The organism is Streptococcus mitis SK564, from assembly GCF_000148525.1.
GTDB lineage: Bacteria > Bacillota > Bacilli > Lactobacillales > Streptococcaceae > Streptococcus > Streptococcus mitis_H.
Window position 1 is genome coordinate 39,629 of sequence record NZ_AEDU01000019.1, and the last position, 19,240, is coordinate 58,868.

19 protein-coding genes are annotated in these 19,240 nt (G+C 39.0%); 10 read left to right on the top strand and 9 right to left on the bottom strand.

Going from position 1 to position 19,240, the window contains the following annotated elements; all coding sequences use genetic code 11:
- Positions 1-96: 96 nt before the first annotated feature.
- From SMSK564_RS09000 to SMSK564_RS09020, 6 genes are all read right to left on the bottom strand, one after another.
- Positions 97-1,755: an ABC transporter permease gene (locus SMSK564_RS09000; RefSeq protein ID WP_000440017.1), complete on the bottom strand. Its 1,659-nt coding sequence runs from the start codon at positions 1,753-1,755 to the stop codon at positions 97-99.
- On the bottom strand, positions 1,745-2,836 hold the full coding sequence (locus SMSK564_RS09005) for an ABC transporter ATP-binding protein (RefSeq protein ID WP_001289694.1): 1,092 nt from the start codon (positions 2,834-2,836) through the stop codon (positions 1,745-1,747). Before SMSK564_RS09005 ends, SMSK564_RS09000 begins: the two co-directional genes overlap by 11 nt.
- Before the next feature lie 12 nt (positions 2,837-2,848).
- Positions 2,849-3,895 carry an ABC transporter substrate-binding protein gene (locus tag SMSK564_RS09010; protein ID WP_000731166.1) on the bottom strand — a complete coding sequence of 349 codons (1,047 nt, stop codon included), beginning with the start codon at positions 3,893-3,895 and terminating at the stop codon, positions 2,849-2,851.
- Between the two features lie 162 nt (positions 3,896-4,057).
- Positions 4,058-5,098 (bottom strand): ABC transporter substrate-binding protein, encoded by a 1,041-nt coding sequence (locus SMSK564_RS09015; protein ID WP_000721794.1) that lies wholly within the window; start codon positions 5,096-5,098, stop codon positions 4,058-4,060.
- A 292-nt stretch (positions 5,099-5,390) separates the two neighbouring features.
- Complete coding sequence (locus SMSK564_RS12805) at positions 5,391-6,161, bottom strand: response regulator transcription factor (RefSeq protein ID WP_000475412.1); 771 nt, start codon at positions 6,159-6,161, stop codon at positions 5,391-5,393.
- Positions 6,154-7,803, bottom strand: a complete 1,650-nt coding sequence (locus tag SMSK564_RS09020) for a sensor histidine kinase (protein ID WP_000019717.1) — start codon at positions 7,801-7,803, stop codon at positions 6,154-6,156. The genes SMSK564_RS12805 and SMSK564_RS09020 overlap by 8 nt, the downstream gene beginning before the upstream one ends.
- A gap of 147 nt (positions 7,804-7,950) precedes the next feature.
- Here SMSK564_RS09020 and leuS point away from each other — a divergent pair, with 147 nt between their 5' ends.
- The 7 genes from leuS (at position 7,951) to SMSK564_RS09055 (ending at position 14,530) form a co-directional block, all read left to right on the top strand.
- The gene (leuS, locus tag SMSK564_RS09025) at positions 7,951-10,452 is read left to right on the top strand and encodes a leucine--tRNA ligase (RefSeq protein WP_000011721.1); all 2,502 of its coding nucleotides are present in this window, start codon (positions 7,951-7,953) and stop codon (positions 10,450-10,452) included.
- A 248-nt stretch (positions 10,453-10,700) separates the two neighbouring features.
- Positions 10,701-11,567: an ABC transporter ATP-binding protein gene (locus tag SMSK564_RS09030; protein ID WP_000602873.1), complete on the top strand. Its 867-nt coding sequence runs from the start codon at positions 10,701-10,703 to the stop codon at positions 11,565-11,567.
- Positions 11,567-12,409, top strand: coding sequence for an ABC transporter permease (locus SMSK564_RS09035; RefSeq protein WP_000880491.1), 843 nt, complete (start codon positions 11,567-11,569; stop codon positions 12,407-12,409). The genes SMSK564_RS09030 and SMSK564_RS09035 overlap by 1 nt, the downstream gene beginning before the upstream one ends.
- Before the next feature lie 18 nt (positions 12,410-12,427).
- Complete coding sequence (locus SMSK564_RS09040) at positions 12,428-12,883, top strand: LytTR family DNA-binding domain-containing protein (RefSeq protein WP_000701930.1); 456 nt, start codon at positions 12,428-12,430, stop codon at positions 12,881-12,883.
- 9 nt (positions 12,884-12,892) lie between these two features.
- Positions 12,893-13,312, top strand: coding sequence for a DUF3021 domain-containing protein (locus SMSK564_RS09045; protein ID WP_000825500.1), 420 nt, complete (start codon positions 12,893-12,895; stop codon positions 13,310-13,312).
- Between the two features lie 94 nt (positions 13,313-13,406).
- Complete coding sequence (locus SMSK564_RS09050; RefSeq protein ID WP_001144929.1) at positions 13,407-14,102, top strand: GNAT family N-acetyltransferase; 696 nt, start codon at positions 13,407-13,409, stop codon at positions 14,100-14,102.
- A gap of 11 nt (positions 14,103-14,113) precedes the next feature.
- Positions 14,114-14,530: a GNAT family N-acetyltransferase gene (locus tag SMSK564_RS09055; RefSeq protein ID WP_000628410.1), complete on the top strand. Its 417-nt coding sequence runs from the start codon at positions 14,114-14,116 to the stop codon at positions 14,528-14,530.
- An 827-nt stretch (positions 14,531-15,357) separates the two neighbouring features.
- Here the strand turns inward: SMSK564_RS09055 and SMSK564_RS0102580 are convergent.
- The 3 genes from SMSK564_RS0102580 to SMSK564_RS0102590 form a co-directional block, all read right to left on the bottom strand.
- Positions 15,358-15,450: a type I toxin-antitoxin system Fst family toxin gene (locus tag SMSK564_RS0102580; protein WP_000970296.1), complete on the bottom strand. Its 93-nt coding sequence runs from the start codon at positions 15,448-15,450 to the stop codon at positions 15,358-15,360.
- Positions 15,451-15,770: 320 nt separating this feature from the next.
- Positions 15,771-15,863 (bottom strand): type I toxin-antitoxin system Fst family toxin, encoded by a 93-nt coding sequence (locus tag SMSK564_RS0102585; protein ID WP_000969509.1) that lies wholly within the window; start codon positions 15,861-15,863, stop codon positions 15,771-15,773.
- A 494-nt stretch (positions 15,864-16,357) separates the two neighbouring features.
- Positions 16,358-16,450 (bottom strand): type I toxin-antitoxin system Fst family toxin, encoded by a 93-nt coding sequence (locus SMSK564_RS0102590; protein ID WP_000970382.1) that lies wholly within the window; start codon positions 16,448-16,450, stop codon positions 16,358-16,360.
- Positions 16,451-16,582: 132 nt separating this feature from the next.
- On the opposite strand from SMSK564_RS0102590, the gene ruvB reads away from it, so the two are divergent.
- From ruvB to SMSK564_RS09075, 3 genes are all read left to right on the top strand, one after another.
- Positions 16,583-17,581, top strand: coding sequence for a Holliday junction branch migration DNA helicase RuvB (gene ruvB / locus SMSK564_RS09060; protein WP_020902702.1), 999 nt, complete (start codon positions 16,583-16,585; stop codon positions 17,579-17,581).
- On the top strand, positions 17,562-18,134 hold the full coding sequence (locus tag SMSK564_RS09065; RefSeq protein ID WP_025170908.1) for a nucleotidyltransferase family protein: 573 nt from the start codon (positions 17,562-17,564) through the stop codon (positions 18,132-18,134). Before ruvB ends, SMSK564_RS09065 begins: the two co-directional genes overlap by 20 nt.
- A 345-nt stretch (positions 18,135-18,479) precedes the next feature.
- Complete coding sequence (locus SMSK564_RS09075; RefSeq protein ID WP_000466719.1) at positions 18,480-19,238, top strand: isoprenyl transferase; 759 nt, start codon at positions 18,480-18,482, stop codon at positions 19,236-19,238.
- Positions 19,239-19,240 lie beyond the last annotated feature (2 nt).

A 19,240-nucleotide genomic window follows, 5' to 3' on the forward strand; every position in this document is an offset into this window, starting at 1 on the left:
GTCTAGACTTGCTTGCCATGAGCTAGGAATTTGATAAGAATATCAAGATAAGAAAAAACAGCCGAGAATTCTTTCGGCTGTTTTTGATGGGGAAAACTAAAGTGTAATGCTATTGCTTTTAGATATTTTCATAAACAAGAGCAAGGAACCTACTGTTAGAACAGTTAGGATAGTTGACAAGGCTGCCGCAACACCGTAATTTCCTCTGAGAACCTCTGTATAAATGGCTACAGTCATTGTTCTTGTTTTGACATTGTAGAGGAGGATAGAAGTAGAGAGTTCTGAAATCATTGTGACCCAAGATAGGATGGCTCCAGAAATAATACCAGATAGCATCATTGGAGTTGTAATCTTGGCAAAGGTATTGAGACGGCTACTTCCTAAGCTTTCAGCAGCTTCTTCAATACTTGGTGCTATTTGTTGCAAGCTAGCAACAGATGAGCGAATAGTATACGGCAATCTTCTGACAGATAGGGACATAATTAAGATGAAAGCTGTCCCTGTAATCATAAGAAATCCACTTCCAAATAGACCGGTATTGAAGGAAGAAATGAAGGCAATCCCTAGAACGGTTCCTGGTACAATATAAGGGACCATACTGAGGCTGTCAATCAAGTTTGTAAACAAATTCCGTTTTCTAACGGCTAGGTAGGAGATAAATGTTGCGAATAGGACAACTAGAACTAAGGCAATCAAAGGGATACGAATGGTATTGAAAATAGCAGATCCCATACGATTGAAAGCTACCTTGTAACTGTTTAGAGAATAGCCTTTGACAAATACCATACCTGATGTTTTTAGGAAAGAAGTATAAATCAAGTAGACTTGAGGTAGAACAGAGAACAAGATAATTCCGTAGACTGTTGCATAAATGGCAACCATTTTTCCTTTTGTAGTTTTTTTAGGCTCAATTGGATGGAGCGAATTCATGCTGAAACTGTAGCGGTTTGAGATGTATTTTTGGATAAGGAAAATCGCCAAGGCAATGATAATCGCCATAATTGCTAAAGCAGATGCAAAAGCAGAATTTCCTCCAACCTCGCTAATAAATTGGGTATAAATCAAGACTGGGAAAGTTCGATATCCTTCACCAATTAACATCGGTGTTCCAAAGTCTGAGAATGCTCTCATAAATACAAGTAGGGCAGCTGCTAGTAAGGTTGGAACTAGGAGAGGCAAAACAACCGTTACGATACGCTTAAATCCAAAGGAACCCATGCTTTCAGCAGCTTCAAGTAGAGAATTGTCAATACTTTTCATTGTCCCAGCAACGTATAGAAATACCAGTGGGAATAGTTGCAGTGTAAAGACAAGTACAATTCCTTTGAATCCATAAATATCAATAGCTGGAAGATGAAGGGTATTTGTCAGGAATTTAGTAATGACCCCATTTCGTCCCAGCAAGAGAATCCAGGAGTAGGCTCCCACGAAAGGAGCTGACATAGAAGCAATGATAATCAATATTTGTAGAAATTTCTTCCCCTTGAAATCATACATGGAAAAGAGATAAGCTAATAGGGTTCCTACAACTAAGGAAGTGACAGTAGCGGTAATGGAAACCTTGAAACTGTTGACAAGTGTCTCAGAGTAGTAGGCTTTACTAAAGAAAGTGACAAAATTAGCTAGTGAGAATTGTCCTTCATGTATAAGTGCTTGCTTGAGCACGGTAACGATAGGATAAACGAGAAAGACAAGATAGGTAAGAAAGATGAAGAAAGAGGAGGCTGTCCAAATATTTAGTTTTTTACGTTCCATGGTTGACTCCTTTTATCAGGTTTTGGGAACCATCTGCAGAAAAGACGTTTAATTTTTGAGTATTGATTCGTAGACGAATACGATCGCCTTTTTGTAGATCTTCTTCAAAAGTTGATTCTTCGCTAACTTGAATTTTTGAGGCAAAACCTGTCTCAATGAAATACTCCGTATTTAGTCCAAGATAGACGCTATCGCTAATAGTTCCTTCAATATCTCCAGATTCATCTTTGATAAACTCTTCAGGACGAATGCTTACATGAATGGCTTGTTCCTCAGCCTGATCAAGAGATGGCATTCGAAGAGCATAGCCATCTGAAAAGACGATATAAGCGCCGTCGCTCCGTTTTTCAAGATTGGCAGGGATAATATTTGTGCGTCCGATAAAGGTAGCCACAAACTCATTAGCTGGTTTATGATAGAGTTCTTTTGGTCGGCCGATTTGTTGGATGACTCCGTCTTTCATAACAGCAATTTGGTCTGAAATAGCCATGGCTTCTTCTTGGTCGTGGGTCACATAAACAGTTGTAATTCCCACTTCGTGTTGGATTTCTCGAATAGCTTGACGCATATCCAAGCGAAGTTTGGCATCTAGGTTACTAAGCGGCTCGTCCATGAGGAGAACACTTGGATTAACAGCTAAGGCGCGTGCCAAGGCGACACGTTGTTGTTGTCCACCACTAAGTTTATCGGGCTTTCGATCCGCATATTGAGCAATTTGCATGAGTTCAAGATACTTGTTGGTCTGTTGAATCAATTCTTCTTTTGGAACCTTCTTTTGCTTGAGACCAAAAGCAACATTGTCTCGAACAGTCAAATGTGGGAAAATAGCGTAGTTTTGGAAAACCATCCCGATATTGCGTTTGCTGGGTTCCATATTATTGATTTTTGTATCATCGAAGTAAAATTCTCCGCCTTCGATACTATTGAAACCTGCAATCATACGAAGAAGAGTCGTTTTCCCACACCCTGAAGGCCCAAGAAGGGTAAAGAGACTTCCTTTTGGAATTGTAATGTTCAAGTTCTCAATAACAGGGACATCGTGGTAGATTTTTTTGGCGTTAATAATTTTGATCTCACTCATAGTGAACCTCTTTTACTGTTTAGATTGGATATCTGTAAAGACTTCGTTGTATTTCTTAACAATATCTGATTTATTCTTGATGACATAATCATAATCTTCAGTGAGTGTTTTGATTTTGTCAATTGGTTTCATATTTTCGCTTGTTTTGGCATTTTTACGAACAGGACGGTTAGTAGTAGTTGTACCAAGTGTATCTTGTACTTCTTGAGAGATAATAAAATCGATAAATTTCTTGGCATTTTCCATATTTTTCGCTTTTTTAACGATAGCAGCACTAGCAGGTAGGAAGACTGTTCCTTCTTTTGGATAGACTACCTTGATATTAGCTCCGTCATTTAAGAGTTTAACTGCTGGATCTTCATAAGAGAGACCAACAGCCATTTCTCCGTCAGCGACTGCTTTATAGACACCAGATGAGCTTGAACCGATTTTACCATCAATAAGTGTGAAGAGATCTTTTACATAAGACCAAGCTTTATCATCTTTGTAACCACCTTGAGCTTGTAGCATATTTGTTAATTGAGCAAATGCGCTAGAAGAGTTTGCTGGGTCAGCAGTTGCAATTTTTCCTTTTAGTTCAGGTTTGAGAAGGTCGCTATATCCTTCGATATTCATGCCTTTCGTTAAATCAGGGTTGACGATTAAAACACTACCATCTAGCGTATAAGGAGTAGAGTAGCCAGTTGTGTTTTGATATTCTTTGATAACATTATCATTTTCTTTTGAAGTATAGTTTTCAAAGAGTTCTCCGTGGGTAGCATACTGTGTATAAGAACCACCAAAGATGACATCAGCTACAGGAGCTTCTTTTTCTGACTCTAGTTTTTTGAAAAGTTCTCCAGTACCAGCTTGAATCAGTTCTACTTTGATACCATATTTTTCTTCAAAGGCAGGAATAGTTGCTCCGATTAAGCCCTCTGAGTTTGGTGAATAAACGACTAGCGAACCGCCGTCTCCTTTATCAGATGAACCGCCATCGGCAGATTCATTAGAAGAACAAGCGGCAAGACCAAAAAGAGCTAGTCCGCAAGCAGCATAATACATCCATTTCTTTTTCATGATGGATACCTCCGTTGTGTTATTTAAGTTTATTTTAAAACAATGTAAGCGTTTTTAAAACCGATAATTCTATTCTATTAGAGTAAAATTCTCTACAAAAACGGAAGTAATCTTTTTGATTTTATAGTAGGGTTTGACAGTTAATCATTGGAAAGTCAAATTTTATTTTTTAGATTGGATATCTGTAAAAATGTCATTGTACTTTTTAAGAATAGTAGATTTATTTTTAATGACATAATCGGAATCTTCAGTGGCAATATTGATTTCTGTCATAGCCTTCATATTTTTATTGGTTCTAGCATTTTTACGAATGGGTCTGATTGTAGTTTCAGTTCCTAGTTTATCTTGGATTTCTTGAGAAAGGAGGAAATCGATAAATTTCTTAGCATTGTCCATGTGTTTGGCATTTTTGACGATAGCAGCGTTACCAGGTAAAAAGACGGTTCCTTCTTTTGGATAAATGACTTTTACATCAACTCCGTCGTTTAAGAGTTTTAAGGCAGGATCTTCATAGGTGAGTCCTACAGCCATTTCTCCATCGGCGACAGCTTTGTAAACATTTGAAGAACTAGATGCAATCTTTCCATCTACTAGGGTAAATAGATTTTTTACATAGGTCCAAGCTTGTTCATTTTCGTATCCACCTTGGTCTACAAGCATGTTTGTTAATTGAGCAAAAGCGCTAGAAGCATTACTTGGATCAGCAGTTGCGATTTTTCCTTTTAATTTAGGATTGAGTAGATCATTGTAGCCTTCAATTTTTATATCTTTTGTAAGAGCTGAATTGGCAATGATGACACTGACATCAAGTGTATAGGGAGTGTAGAATCCTGTTTTATTTTGATATTCAGGGATTATCTGGTCGTTCTCTTGGGAAATATAAGGTTCAAAAAGTTTTTCGTTAGTAGAGAAGAGAGCGTAGGAGCCTCCGAAAATGACATCGGCTACAGGGGATTCTTTTTCGGCCTCAGCTTTTTTGAACAATTCACCAGTGCTGGCTTGTACTAAGTCAACCTTAATACCATATTTTTCTTCGAAGGCTGGGACTGTTTCTTCGATAAGGTCTTCAGGGTTAGGCGAGTAGACAACCAAAGTGCTATCTGAATCTTTTTCAGTGCTAGTTTCCGCTTCTATAGGAGAAGAACATCCTGATAAAGAAAGGAATATCCAGCCACAAGAGAGAAAGAATAGTATTTTTTTCATAAGTATCTCCTTTTTTACGAACATTTTCTCTACCTAGATTATTAATGTTTTCAAATTGTAGAGTTCTACAGGATATAATAAAAACCTTAAAGAAATCTAAAACGAAAAATAGGAAATGAGTTCCTAGAGCAAGGATGGGTGAATTGTAGCTGAGATTTTGATGGTAATCCTCTTCAAAACACGTCACTTTATCTGTGATCTCAAAGCTATGATTTGAGTAGTTAGCACTTTGATTTTCATTGAGTATAAGTACAAAATAAAAAGATTGCCTGAGCTGAGCAATCCTTTTACATCAATGATTTTTATCCATAAGTTTTAATTCTTTTGGAGAAATATGGAGATACTTTTTAAAAACTTTTGCAAAATATTTATAGTCTGAAAATCCAACTTGTTCAGAGATATCGCTTAGGGGGGAATTGGGGGACTCAGCTATTTTATCTATAGCTTGCTTGAGGCGGTAGCGTAAGATATATTCATTTAGCGTCATTGGGAAGTCTTCTTTGATAACCTTATATAGATAACTTTCACTATATCCTAGATTCTCTGCAATGCTAGAAATGGTAAAGTGCATGCAGTAGTGTTGGTGCACAAATTCAAGAATTTGCTGAATGATTTGGTTTTGTGTATCCACTTGTTGGATAGAGGTGAGTAAAGTTTGATATTCTTCTAAAAAAGGAGTTTCTTGATAAGTGCTAACTCGTAATCGCAAAACAATTTTTTGAAGACATTCTGTCAATTCCTTGGTATCAATTGGTTTGGATAAGAAATCTACCGCGCCATATTGCATGGCTTTTTTGGCATTTTGAAAATCGTTATAACCTGATAAGATAACTTTTTCATAGGAGAGAGTACGAGTGGTTTCAAACATCATAAAAGCATCCATAATTGGCATGGTGATGTCTGTTAAGACAATATGAGGTTCTTTTTCTTGGATGAGTTTCATTCCCTCTTGACCGTGACTGGCAGTTCCTACGACTTGGATACCTAGGGCAGAGTAGTCTACGGCAATCTCTAGCCATTTTCGAATGAGGTGTTCATCTTCTACGATAATGAGCTTAAACATGAGTTAGTCCTTTCGTTATAAATTTGACCCAAGTTTCTCCATGGCGATTGACTCCTAAATCTAGCTGGACATCAGAAAAGAAATTGCTCAATCGTTTATAGCTGTTAACGATGCCATGCTGGGTATGAGGGCTTTCTAAAGAGTCTAAAATAGCGAGTCGCTCTTGTTTTGTGAGTCCTCCAGCATTATCCTTGACTAAAAAAATTAGAGAATCTGATTCCAAGGTAATTTGGATATCAATATGAAGATCAATACGGTATTGCATCCCATATTTTATAGCATTTTCTACTAGAGGAAGTAAGAAAAGTTTAGGAATAGGCTGATTATCAACAGTTTCTGGGCAGACAATATCATATGAAAAGTGCTCGAAACGAATCTTATGAATAATAAGGTAATCCTCTATAATCTTTAAATCTTGGCAAATGGTTGTTTCTTTTTCTAAATCGGTGATACTGTAGCGAAGAATGCGCGTGAGGTTTTGAATTAGGTCTTGTGTGAGGGCGGCATCCATTAAAGAAGTAATTTTAATTGTCTCAAGTGTATTGTAGAGAAAATGAGGATTGAACTGAGCTTCCAGCATTTTTCTTTCAAAAATCCACTTTTCTTTTTCGATGGTCAACATTTTCTGATGAAGTTGATCTAATTCATACAACATATTATTAATTTTTTCTGCCATAAATTCAAACTCATCACCTGTTTGTAGAGAAAGCCTTTTTTCTGCTTGTTTAGGAATTTCTTGAAGTTGGTAAACCAAACTTTCAATAGGAACAGCATTGTGTGTCGCAATTTTATGAGCAATTCGCCTTGCTTGCCAAAAGTAGAGGAAGAATATACATAAGGTGAGAATGGAGGCTAGACCAAGTAAGCTAGGAATGGGAAAGAAGGATTGAAAAGTATAGATTGAAAAAATAGCACCGACTTTTTCTTTTTGAACAATAAGCGGTTCATTCGCATACCAGTGGGTGCGAGAGTGTAGGAGTTTTTCATCAAATTTTTCCAGAGTGGAACGAGTAAACTGATTTGTATTATTGGAAAACATATTTCCAAAGCTATCGGTAATGATGTATTTGGAATTGATCATTGGGAAACTTGAGATGAAATCATTCTCATTTACGAAAGCAATAGTATAGGCCTTAACTCGTTGGTTTTGAAGTAGTGGTTTGATAAAGAGTGTGTAATGTTGCTTATCTGAAGAAAGTGCAATTTTTTCTGTCACTTTATCTTGAGAAGGATTTTGAATGAGCAGTTTTAGATAGTAGGGAGATAAAATACTTTCTTGATGATTGCGATTGGTACTAAATAGTAATTCACCTGTATCACTTAGGATAATGAGGTCAGAACTAAGTTTTAATTTAGCTTTTGTCTCGTAAAATAAGCTAAAGACTTCTCTCTCTGTGTGTTTGCCATCCAAAAATCCTGGAATCATTTTATGGTTCATAGTAGTCAGGAGCTCATTATTTGCTTCTTTCATTTCTTGAACCTGTTTTACAATCTGTCTCGTGTCTTTGGATAGTTGTTGCTTTTGTAAAACATAGGAAAAACCAAAAAGTAAAATGAGTAGTAAAAGAGAGGTCACAAAGGCTGCGATAGAGCTTCTATGGAGAATTTCTTTTTGGAGAGATTTTTTAAAGGAATGAGACATCCGCTACCTCCTTGGAAGGGTTTTCTGTTATAAGTATAGCAGTTTAAAAATTCTAGAGCAAGGTAAAATAGAAAAGTATAGAATAGAACGAGACCAAATTCTCTCAAAAATGGTATAATAGTAACATCACAAAATTGGAGAGAGACCATGAGTTTTTACAATCATAAAGAAATTGAGCCTAAGTGGCAGGGCTACTGGGCAGAACATCATACATTTAAGACAGGAACAGATGCATCAAAACCTAAGTTTTATGCTCTCGATATGTTCCCTTACCCGTCTGGAGCTGGTCTGCACGTAGGACATCCAGAAGGCTATACTGCAACCGATATCCTCAGCCGTTTCAAACGTGCGCAAGGCTACAATGTTCTTCACCCAATGGGGTGGGATGCTTTTGGTTTGCCTGCAGAGCAATACGCTATGGATACGGGTAATGACCCAGCAGAATTTACAGCTGAGAACATTGCTAACTTCAAACGCCAAATCAATGCGCTTGGATTTTCTTATGACTGGGATCGTGAAGTCAATACAACAGATCCAAACTATTACAAGTGGACTCAATGGATTTTCACCAAGCTTTACGAAAAAGGCTTGGCCTATGAAGCGGAAGTACCAGTAAACTGGGTTGAGGAATTGGGAACAGCCATTGCTAACGAAGAGGTTCTTCCTGACGGAACTTCTGAGCGTGGAGGCTATCCAGTTGTCCGCAAGCCAATGCGCCAATGGATGCTCAAAATCACGGCCTACGCAGAGCGCTTGCTTAATGATTTGGATGAACTTGACTGGCCGGAGTCTATCAAGGACATGCAACGTAACTGGATTGGGAAATCAACTGGTGCTAATGTAACCTTCAAGGTTAAGGGAACTGATAAGGAATTCACTGTCTTTACTACTCGTCCTGATACTCTTTTCGGTGCGACTTTCACTGTTTTGGCTCCTGAGCATGACTTGGTTGACGCCATCACAAGCACAGAGCAAGCAGAAGCAGTTGCAGACTATAAACACCAAGCTAGCCTCAAATCTGACTTGGCTCGTACCGACCTTGCCAAAGAAAAAACTGGTGTTTGGACTGGTGCTTATGCCATCAACCCTGTCAATGGCAAGGAAATTCCAATCTGGATTGCGGACTATGTTCTTGCTAGCTATGGTACAGGTGCGGTCATGGCTGTTCCTGCCCATGACCAACGTGACTGGGAATTTGCCAAACAATTTGACCTTCCAATCGTAGAGGTGCTGGAAGGTGGAAATGTTGAAGAAGCTGCCTACACAGAAGATGGCCTTCACGTTAATTCAGACTTCCTAGATGGACTCAACAAAGAAGACGCTATTGCCAAGATTGTGGCTTGGTTGGAAGAAAAATGCTGTGGACAAGAGAAGGTTACCTACCGTCTCCGCGACTGGCTCTTTAGCCGTCAACGATACTGGGGTGAGCCAATTCCAATCATTCATTGGGAAGATGGGACTTCAACAGCTGTTCCTGAAAGTGAATTGCCACTTGTCTTGCCAGTAACCAAGGATATTCGCCCTTCAGGTACAGGAGAAAGTCCACTAGCTAACTTGACAGACTGGCTTGAAGTGACTCGTGAAGATGGTGTCAAGGGTCGTCGTGAAACCAACACCATGCCACAATGGGCAGGTTCAAGCTGGTACTACCTCCGCTATATTGACCCACACAATACTGAGAAATTGGCTGACGAGGATCTTCTCAAACAATGGTTGCCAGTAGATATCTATGTGGGTGGTGCAGAGCATGCCGTTCTTCACTTGCTTTACGCTCGTTTCTGGCATAAATTCCTCTATGACCTCGGTGTTGTTCCAACTAAGGAACCATTCCAAAAACTCTTTAACCAAGGGATGATTTTGGGAACCAGCTACCGTGACCACCGTGGGGCTCTTGTGGCGACTGACAAGGTTGAAAAACGTGACGGTTCCTTCTTCCATGTAGAAACAGGGGAAGAGTTGGAGCAAGCACCAGCTAAGATGTCTAAATCGCTTAAGAACGTTGTTAACCCAGACGATGTGGTGGAACAATACGGTGCCGACACCCTTCGTGTCTATGAAATGTTCATGGGGCCACTTGATGCTTCAATCGCTTGGTCAGAAGAAGGTCTGGAAGGAAGCCGTAAGTTCCTTGACCGTGTTTACCGTTTGATTACAAGTAAAGAAATCCTTGCGGAAAACAATGGCGCTCTTGACAAGGTCTACAACGAAACAGTCAAATCTGTAACAGAGCAAATCGAGTCCCTCAAATTCAACACAGCTATTGCCCAACTCATGGTCTTTGTCAACGCTGCCAACAAGGAAGACAAGCTCTATGTAGACTACGCCAAAGGCTTCGTTCAGTTGATTGCACCATTTGCACCTCACTTGGCAGAAGAGCTCTGGCAAACTGTTGCAGCAACAGGTGAGTCAATCTCTTACGTGGCTTGGCCAACATGGGACGAAAGTAAATTGGTTGAAGACGAAATCGAAATCGTCGTCCAAATCAAAGGTAAAGTCCGTGCCAAACTCATGGTTGCTAAAGATCTATCACGCGAAGAATTGCAAGAGATTGCTCTAGCTGATGAAAAAGTCAAAGCAGAAATTGACGGTAAGGAAATCGTGAAAGTGATTGCGGTACCGAATAAATTGGTTAATATTGTTGTGAAATAACCAATTTATTGGCTCGTTTGCAACCTCAAACAGTTCCCCAAACTGTTTGAGCCAACTAAACTCGTTAATATCGTTGTGAAATAAGATAGGAATCCTTCAGAGTAGAATCTGGAGGATTTTTTGAATGAAAATATAATTCTGTTTCCACCATCTCACCACTTAACCTCTCATTTTAACCACTTATCTCAAAAGTCGATTTTTCTTTCATACTTTTTGCTAAACTAGTGAGATAAAAGGAGGGAAGAAATATGATTTTACAAGCTAAACATTTGACTAAACGGTACGGCGATCATATGGCTGTTGATGATATTCAGTTAGAGTTTGAAAAAGGGAGTTTTAATGCTATTTTGGGTCCCAATGGTGCAGGAAAATCAACCACCATTTCCATGTTAATCGGTTTGAAAAAGCCTACAAAAGGTCAGATTCGATATGCGCCAAATACGAAAATAGGAGTTGTTTTTCAAGCTAGTGTACTGGATGAGATGTTGACGGTTAGGGAAAATCTTACGATTCGTGCTCAACAGTATAAGGAGATTGCAGCAAGTCGTGTGGATGATTTGATCCATCAACTGGGTTTGACTGCTTTCCAGAAGCAACTATATGGGACTTTGTCAGGTGGGCAAAAACGTAGGGTTGATATTGCGCGTGCTCTTCTTTCACAGCCAGATATTCTTTTCTTAGATGAACCAACGACAGGTCTAGATATTCAGACTCGCAAAGCCATTTGGGATTTACTGTCTCGACTACAAAAGGATGAAGGGATGACTATTATCTTAACGACTCATTATCTGGATGAAGCGGATGAAGCGGATCAGATTTATATCGTTGATCATGGGAAAGTGATTGCGCAAGGTTCTGCGACGGCTATTAAAAGTCAGTATGCATCTAATATTCTAAAAATTCGTTTTAAAGAAATGAAGGATTTAGAAAAGTTGCTACAGACTGGAATGACAGTAAAGGAAGAAAATGAGTTGGAATATCTTTTTTATCCAAGGACATCACTGGAAGCTATTGAATATTTGGCAAAAGTACGAGAAGAAATTGATTCTTTTGAGTTTCGTCCAGGTACCATGGATGATGCCTTTATTGCACTTACAGGAAGAGAGGTTCGCTAATGCTAGCTTTATTGAAACGGAATTTTATCTTATATTTTCGTAATCGTTCAGGAGTATTTTTCTCATTATTGGGGGCATTGATTTCCTTCCTCCTTTATATCATTTTTTTGCAGAAGAACTTGACAGATGCTTGGTCCCAACTCCCTGATAATACGAACCTTTTAAATAACTGGTTGATGGGTGGGACCTTGGCTGTGACTGGGATTACAACCAGTTTTACGGCTCTTACACAAATGGTACAGGATCGTGAAAATCAAGTGGATCAAGATCTCTTCTTGACAGATTTAGGTAGCTGGGGGTTACAGGTGTCCTATCTAATCAGTAGTATTGCCATCTCTTTTGTCATGCAGGTGTTTATGTTTGCTGTTATGGGGCTTTATTTTAAAGAAAGTCCAGTTATCAGTCATTTACCGGAAATTGCTTTGATTATGTTGTTAAGTAGTCTGCTTTCAAGTTTGATAAATATTCTCTTGATTTATCGTTTTCAATCTGTAGATAGTCTTGGTAAACTGGCAACTATAGTGGGAACTGCTTCTGGATTTTTAGTAGGAACTTATGTCCCTATTGGAGTTTTACCTGATTTTGCACAGATTATCATGAAGTGTACTCCTGCAACTTATATTGCTTCTCTTTATCGACAAATTTTAATGAAAGAACCATTAGAGACCGCATTTACAGGAAATAGCAGCTTGTTAAAGGAATTTCAAGAAAAAATGGGAATCCAAATCAACTGGCAAGAACTATTGACAAAGGAAGAGACATACTTTATAGTGGTTATTATCAGTCTCATCGCTATTCTTCTTTGGCTTTTGTTTGTTAAAGTATTTAGCAAGAGAAAATAAAAGTACATTGGAGAGAAAATGAAGATTCGTTTTGAAATGAAGGCAGAGTTTTCAGAAAAGGACCCACATATTGTAATTCAGGCAGCTCAGTTAACCGACCAAGCAAGGGAAGTCATGGAGTATTTAGAACAATTTTCAACGACCAATCAGGTGGTCATTCCTATTCGAACGGATGATCATCTGGTCATGGTGAAGATTGAGGATCTTATTCTAGCAGATATCGATAAGAACTTGTTAACCATTTATACGGTAGATGGGATTTATAAAACTAAGGAAACATTGACAAACTTTCAGAATCGGATTAATCGGCGTAACTTTATACAGATATCACGCCATTCAATTATAAACATTGACCACTTAGAATCGTTATCAGATAGTTTTTCAGGGAACATGATGGCTAAAATGACTCGGGGCATAAAATCTAGTGTGAGTCGGAAATACGTTAAGTCCTTAATGAATTATCTAGGTTTATAGGAGAAAATCATGAAACGATTAATTGATTATTTTGTATCGGGAATGCGCACGGCTTCCTTCTTTTATTTGAGTATGATGTTATTAGCTCAGTGTTATCCAAGCATTACCTATCCTGCACCAATGGTAAAAAATATTCTAGCTCTGTTTTTAATGGGTGGAATTATGGGGGTATTGACTTTAATACTTGAAAAGCTAGAGTTTCTTGCTTTTAGTATACGTGTAGGAGTTCATTTATTAGTTACAGCTACTATCTTAGTATTGACCTCTCTATTTTTTGGTTGGGGTTCAGCCTTGTGGAGTCCCTTGATTTGGTTCTTTTTCTTGTTAATTTATGGATTGATATGGTTGTATCAAGTCTGGCAAACTCACAAACTCACCCAACGAATTAATCAAGCCTTAGAGGATAAAAGACAGAAAACGGGTCACTAATATAGTGTTGAGGATGAAGTTTGAAGACAGTGCCAGTTTCCAAAGAGAACAATTTGTGATATAGTATTTTCAGCGTAAAACAAGGAGAAGAAAAATGCCAGTAAATGAATATGGTCAAATGATTGGGGAGTCAATGGAAGGTTATACACCAGGTGAATTGCCTTCTATTAATTTCTTAGAAGGGCGTTATGCTCGAATAGAAGCTCTTTCAGTGGAGAAGCATGCGGAGGATTTGCTAGCTGTTTATGGTCCAGATACTCCGCGGGAGATGTGGACTTACCTCTTTCAGGAACCAGTGGCAGATATGGAGGAGCTGGTTGCCGTTTTAAATCAGATGTTGGCTCGTAAGGATCGCTTTTACTATGCAATTATAGACAAGGAAACTGGTAAGGCCTTGGGAACTTTTTCTCTCATGCGTATTGACCAGAATAACCGAGTAATAGAAGTGGGAGCTGTCACTTTTTCTCCAGAGCTAAGGGGCATACGGATAGGAACTGAAGCTCAGTATCTCCTAGCTCGCTATGTTTTTGAGGAGCTTAACTATCGTCGCTATGAGTGGAAATGCGATGCTCTTAACCTGCCATCAAGACGAGCAGCGGAACGTTTGGGCTTTATTTATGAAGGAACCTTCCGTCAGGCAGTGATTTATAAGGGGCGTACGAGGGATACGGATTGGTTGTCTATGATTGATAAGGACTGGCCAAAAATCAAAGCTCGTTTGGAAACATGGTTGTGTCCTGAAAACTTTGATAAAAATGGACAGCAGTACAAGAGCTTGAGAGAACTCTAAGAGGTGATGACATGATCACTATTAAAAAGCAAGAAATTGTCAAGCTAAAGGACGTTTTGCATCTCTATCAGGCTGTCGGTTGGACAAATTATACAAATCAACCTCAGATGCTGGAGCAGGCCTTATCTCATTCATTAGCGATTTATGTGGCGCTTGATGGCGATGCTGTGGTGGGCTTGATTCGTTTGGTTGGAGATGGATTTTCATCAGTTTTTGTACAGGATTTGATTGTTTTGCCTAGCTATCAGCGCCAAGGGATTGGTAGTGCCCTAATGAAAGAGGCTTTAGAGGATTACAAAGATGCCTATCAAGTCCAGCTGGTGACAGAACAGACAGAAAAAACCTTGGGATTCTATCGTTCTATGGGCTTTGAAATCTTATCCACCTATAATTGTATAGGGATGACTTGGGTGAATCGAGAAAAATAACAAAACTTATTTTTTCTTAAGCAAAGTTTAAGGATGGTCTAGTATTATATAGTCATTAAATAAAGACCTCCTAACTTTATTTAATGAAATCCTAAAACTTTTTTTCATCATAATCTCCTAATGAAGCCACCCAATCAGGTGGCTTTTTTGTGGGGTGAGGTGATGCTGATAGAAATTTTTAAAAAATGCTAGAATTTGAGAAAAGTTAAGCTAGTTTTAAGCTTTGTCTTGTATCATATAGTTATTAAATAAAGACCTCCTAACTTTATTTAATAAAATCCTAAACTTTTCTTTTTCATAATAATCTCCCTTAACTCCACCCAATCAGGTGGAGTTTTTTGGCTCTATTTCAGGCTTTTTGGGACTATTCTAAAAATCATTTTTCGATAATTTTCGGTATTTTCGGATTTTGGTCGGGGAATTGACGGGGATCTTTTTAGCGAATATGACTAAGAAATAGGTTTGCTGTTACTTCAGCTACTTCAACCTCACTTTGATTGTAAGTGACTGTTAATTGAAGGACTGGAACTACTGTAATAATGATTTTGCTTGTCTAGTAGTGGCGTATTAAATGAGAAGTGACATATAAGATTGTCTCTTCGTTTACTAAATCAAAATTTCTATGAAATTGATAGAATCCTTAACTTTCTCTTAAACTTGAAAGTCTTGTTGTAAAGAGGTTAAAGCTTGAGAAGCTGGGGATGTAAAGTTTTGACAAATTTTGTGAACTGTGGGATAATGGAGAGGAATTAAGGATTAGTTCTATATCATGGACTAGAAAAGACCCCAAGCTAACTTCCACATTAAGCTTGGGGTCTTTTTTGACACTATCTATCTTTGTTTAGCCATTTATCGACTAAGCGAAGAACAACACCGACCACAATTGGTCCGATGATAGTTTTAAGGATTAGTTCCATCATGGGCTATCTCACCTCCTTTCGTAGGCGGTGTAGCAGTGCCGTAGAATATTATACCACATAAGTGTTAAATTCGGGAGTCACCCAATCTGGTGGAGTTTTTTGGCTCTATTTCAGGCTTTTCGGGAGTTTTCTAAACATCATTTTCCGATAGCTTTCGCTTAATCTTGAACGTCTTGTAGTACAGAGGTTCAAGAGGATATAAACCTTTGACAAATTTTGTGAACTATGGGATAATAAAAGGGAATTAAGTATTGTGTCTATATCATAGGCTAGAAAAGACCCCAAGCTCACGTCCAAATAAGCTTGGGGTCTTTTTGACACTATTTGTCCTTGTTTAGCCATTTATCGACTAAGCGAAGAACGACACCGACCACAATTGGTCCGATGATAGTTTTAAGTATTGTATCCATCATGGGCTATCTCACCTCCTTTCGCAGGCGGTGTAGAAGTGCCGTAAAATATTATATCACATATGTGCTAAACTCGGGAGTCACCCAATCAGGTGGATTTTTTGGCTCTATTTCAGGCTTTTGGGGACTATTCTAAAAATCATTTTCCGATATTTTTCGGTATTTTTCGGTATTTTTCGGATTTTGGTCGGGGAATTGGCGGGGATCTTTTTAGCGAATATGACTAAGAAATAGGTTTGTTGTTACTTCAACCTCAAATTGATTGCAAGCGTCTGTGAATTGAAGGGTTAGAACTACTTTAATAATGTTCTTGGTTGTCAAGGAGTGAGTCATCATATTGTTGTAAAGCGGTTAAAGCTTGAGAAGCTGAGAATGTAAAGTTTTGACAAATTTTGTGAACTATGGGATAATAAAAAGGAATTGAGTACTAGTTCTATATCATAGGCTAGAAAAGACCCCAAGCTCACGTCCAAATAAGCTTGAGGTCTTTTTTGACACTATTTATCCTTGTTTAGCCATTTATCGACTAATCGAAGAACGACACCGACCACAATTGGTCCGATGATAGTTTTGAGTACTAATTCCATCATGGACTATCTTACTTCCTTTCGTAGGCGGTGTAGTAGTGCCGTAGAATATTATTCCACATAAGTGTTAAACTCGGGAGGCACCAATCCAGTGGCTTTTTTGTTTGTGGCTTGGTTTTTTGATATAATAGAGCTATGAGTAGAATTTTAGATAATGAGATAATGGGGGATGAGGAGTTAGTAGAACGCACGCTCCGTCCTCAGTATTTACGTGAATATATCGGGCAGGATAAGGTCAAGGACCAGCTTCAAATCTTTATCGAAGCTGCCAAAATGCGGGATGAAGCACTGGATCATGTGCTCTTATTTGGCCCTCCAGGCTTGGGAAAAACGACCATGGCTTTTGTAATTGCCAATGAACTGGGAGTAAATCTCAAGCAGACTTCGGGTCCAGTCATTGAAAAAGCTGGGGATTTGGTAGCGATTTTGAATGACTTAGAGCCTGGGGATGTTCTCTTTATTGATGAGATTCATCGTTTGCCCATGTCAGTGGAAGAGGTGCTTTATAGTGCTATGGAGGATTTCTACATTGACATCATGATTGGGGCTGGTGAAGGCAGTCGTAGTGTTCATTTGGAGTTGCCACCTTTTACCTTGATTGGTGCGACGACTCGGGCTGGTATGCTCTCAAATCCACTACGGGCACGTTTTGGGATTACAGGTCATATGGAGTATTATGCCCATGCTGACTTGACAGAAATTGTCGAGCGGACGGCAGATATTTTTGAGATGGAAATCACTCATGAGGCAGCATCTGAATTAGCCCTACGTAGTCGTGGAACCCCTCGTATTGCCAATCGTCTCCTCAAGCGCGTGCGCGATTTTGCCCAGATTATGGGGAATGGGACTATTGATGATCTTATTACCGATAAGGCTTTGACTATGCTGGATGTTGACCATGAAGGTTTGGACTATGTGGACCAAAAAATTCTCCGGACCATGATTGAGATGTACGGTGGTGGCCCTGTCGGCTTAGGAACTCTTTCTGTTAATATTGCCGAGGAGCGCGAGACTGTCGAAGACATGTATGAGCCTTACTTGATTCAAAAAGGTTTTATCATGCGGACACGTTCTGGACGGGTGGCGACTGCTAAGGCATATGATCATTTGGGGTATGAGTACAATGAAAAATAAGCAAGAAATTCTAGAGGCTTTTAGAAAAAATTCAGATATGATGGCTATTCTGACTATCATCCGAGACCTTGGTTTGAAAGATTCTTGGTTGGCAGCAGGTTCTGTCAGAAATTTCATCTGGAATATCTTGTCAGACAAATCCCCTTTTGACTGTGAAACAGATGTAGATGTGATTTTCTTTGATCCAGATATTTCTTATGAGGAAACCTTGTCCCTAGAGAAAAAACTGAGAGAGGACTTTCCTCAGTACCAGTGGGAATTGAAAAATCAAGTCTATATGCACCAGCACAGCCCTCATACTGCTCCCTATAGCAGCTCTTGTGATGCTATGAGTAAGTATCCAGAACGATGTACGGCTGTTGGACTGCGCTTGAATGAAAAATCCGTTTTGGAACTCTTTACTCCATACGGTTTGGAGGATATTTTGAATTTTCAAGTTCGTCCAACTCCTCATTTTTCAGAGAATCAAGACCGAATGGTTCTCTATCAAACACGATTATCCAAGAAAAATTGGCAGGAGAAATGGAAAAATTTGATTTTTAAAAATACTTAAGGAAACTTTAAGCTAGGAAGTGTATACTAAGTTCATAAGTTAAGAAGATCTTAACTTAAACTCCTAAAACTTTTTCATAATAATCTCCCTATAAAAAATAGAGTCGCCCAATCAGGCGGCTTATTTTTTTGAAAAATGGGCTTTGTGCCTGAGAATAATACTCAATGAAAATCAAAGAGCAAACTAGGAAGCTAACCGCAGGTTGCTCAAAACACTGTTTTGAGGTTGCAGATAGAGCTGACGTGGTTTGAAGAGATTTTCGAAGAGTATAAATAGCTTAGTGATAGAAGAAAATAGGGAAATATGGTATAATGAAACGATAGATTTTTGAATAGGAATAAGATCATGTTTGGATTTTTTAAGAAAGATAAGGCTGTGGAAGTAGAGGTTCCGACACAGGTTCCTGCTCATATCGGCATCATCATGGATGGGAATGGTCGTTGGGCTAAGAAACGTATGCAACCGCGAGTCTTCGGACATAAGGCGGGCATGGAAGCATTGCAAACTGTGACCAAGGCAGCCAACAAACTAGGCGTTAAGGTTATTACGGTCTATGCTTTTTCTACAGAAAACTGGACCCGTCCAGATCAGGAAGTCAAGTTTATCATGAACTTGCCAGTAGAGTTTTATGATAATTATGTCCCGGAATTGCATGCGAATAATGTTAAGATTCAAATGATTGGGGAAACGGACCGCCTGCCTAAGCAAACCTTTGAAGCTCTGACCAAGGCTGAGGAATTAACTAAGAACAACACAGGATTAATTCTTAATTTTGCCCTCAACTATGGTGGACGTGCTGAGATTACACAGGCTCTTAAGTTGATTTCTCAGGATGTTTTAGATGCCAAAATCAACCCAGGTGACATCACAGAGGAATTGATTGGTAATTATCTTTTTACCCAGCATTTGCCTAAGGACTTACGAGACCCAGACTTGATTATCCGTACTAGTGGAGAATTGCGTTTGAGCAATTTCCTTCCATGGCAGGGAGCCTACAGTGAGCTCTATTTTACGGATACCTTGTGGCCTGATTTTGACGAGGCGGCCTTACAGGAAGCCATTCTTGCCTACAATCGTCGTCATCGCCGATTTGGAGGAGTTTAGGA

Bases quoted from the DNA above. Each gene is read 5' to 3' on its own strand.
- SMSK564_RS09055 (WP_000628410.1), top strand. From the start codon at position 14,114: ATGATCACTATTAAAAAGCAAGAAATTGTCAAGCTAAAGGACGTTTTG.
- SMSK564_RS09075 (WP_000466719.1), top strand. From the start codon at position 18,480: ATGTTTGGATTTTTTAAGAAAGATAAGGCTGTGGAAGTAGAGGTTCCG.
- SMSK564_RS09045 (WP_000825500.1), top strand. From the start codon at position 12,893: ATGAAACGATTAATTGATTATTTTGTATCGGGAATGCGCACGGCTTCC.
- SMSK564_RS0102585 (WP_000969509.1), bottom strand. From the start codon at position 15,863: ATGATGGATACAATACTTAAAACTATCATCGGACCAATTGTGGTCGGT.
- SMSK564_RS12805 (WP_000475412.1), bottom strand. From the start codon at position 6,161: ATGTTTAAGCTCATTATCGTAGAAGATGAACACCTCATTCGAAAATGG.
- SMSK564_RS09015 (WP_000721794.1), bottom strand. From the start codon at position 5,098: ATGAAAAAAATACTATTCTTTCTCTCTTGTGGCTGGATATTCCTTTCT.
- SMSK564_RS09035 (WP_000880491.1), top strand. From the start codon at position 11,567: ATGCTAGCTTTATTGAAACGGAATTTTATCTTATATTTTCGTAATCGT.
- SMSK564_RS09000 (WP_000440017.1), bottom strand. From the start codon at position 1,755: ATGGAACGTAAAAAACTAAATATTTGGACAGCCTCCTCTTTCTTCATC.
- SMSK564_RS09065 (WP_025170908.1), top strand. From the start codon at position 17,562: ATGAGTACAATGAAAAATAAGCAAGAAATTCTAGAGGCTTTTAGAAAA.
- ruvB (WP_020902702.1), top strand. From the start codon at position 16,583: ATGAGTAGAATTTTAGATAATGAGATAATGGGGGATGAGGAGTTAGTA.
- SMSK564_RS09040 (WP_000701930.1), top strand. From the start codon at position 12,428: ATGAAGATTCGTTTTGAAATGAAGGCAGAGTTTTCAGAAAAGGACCCA.
- SMSK564_RS09005 (WP_001289694.1), bottom strand. From the start codon at position 2,836: ATGAGTGAGATCAAAATTATTAACGCCAAAAAAATCTACCACGATGTC.
- SMSK564_RS09050 (WP_001144929.1), top strand. From the start codon at position 13,407: ATGCCAGTAAATGAATATGGTCAAATGATTGGGGAGTCAATGGAAGGT.
- SMSK564_RS09030 (WP_000602873.1), top strand. From the start codon at position 10,701: ATGATTTTACAAGCTAAACATTTGACTAAACGGTACGGCGATCATATG.
- SMSK564_RS09010 (WP_000731166.1), bottom strand. From the start codon at position 3,895: ATGAAAAAGAAATGGATGTATTATGCTGCTTGCGGACTAGCTCTTTTT.
- SMSK564_RS0102590 (WP_000970382.1), bottom strand. From the start codon at position 16,450: ATGATGGAATTAGTACTCAAAACTATCATCGGACCAATTGTGGTCGGT.
- SMSK564_RS0102580 (WP_000970296.1), bottom strand. From the start codon at position 15,450: ATGATGGAACTAATCCTTAAAACTATCATCGGACCAATTGTGGTCGGT.
- leuS (WP_000011721.1), top strand. From the start codon at position 7,951: ATGAGTTTTTACAATCATAAAGAAATTGAGCCTAAGTGGCAGGGCTAC.
- SMSK564_RS09020 (WP_000019717.1), bottom strand. From the start codon at position 7,803: ATGTCTCATTCCTTTAAAAAATCTCTCCAAAAAGAAATTCTCCATAGA.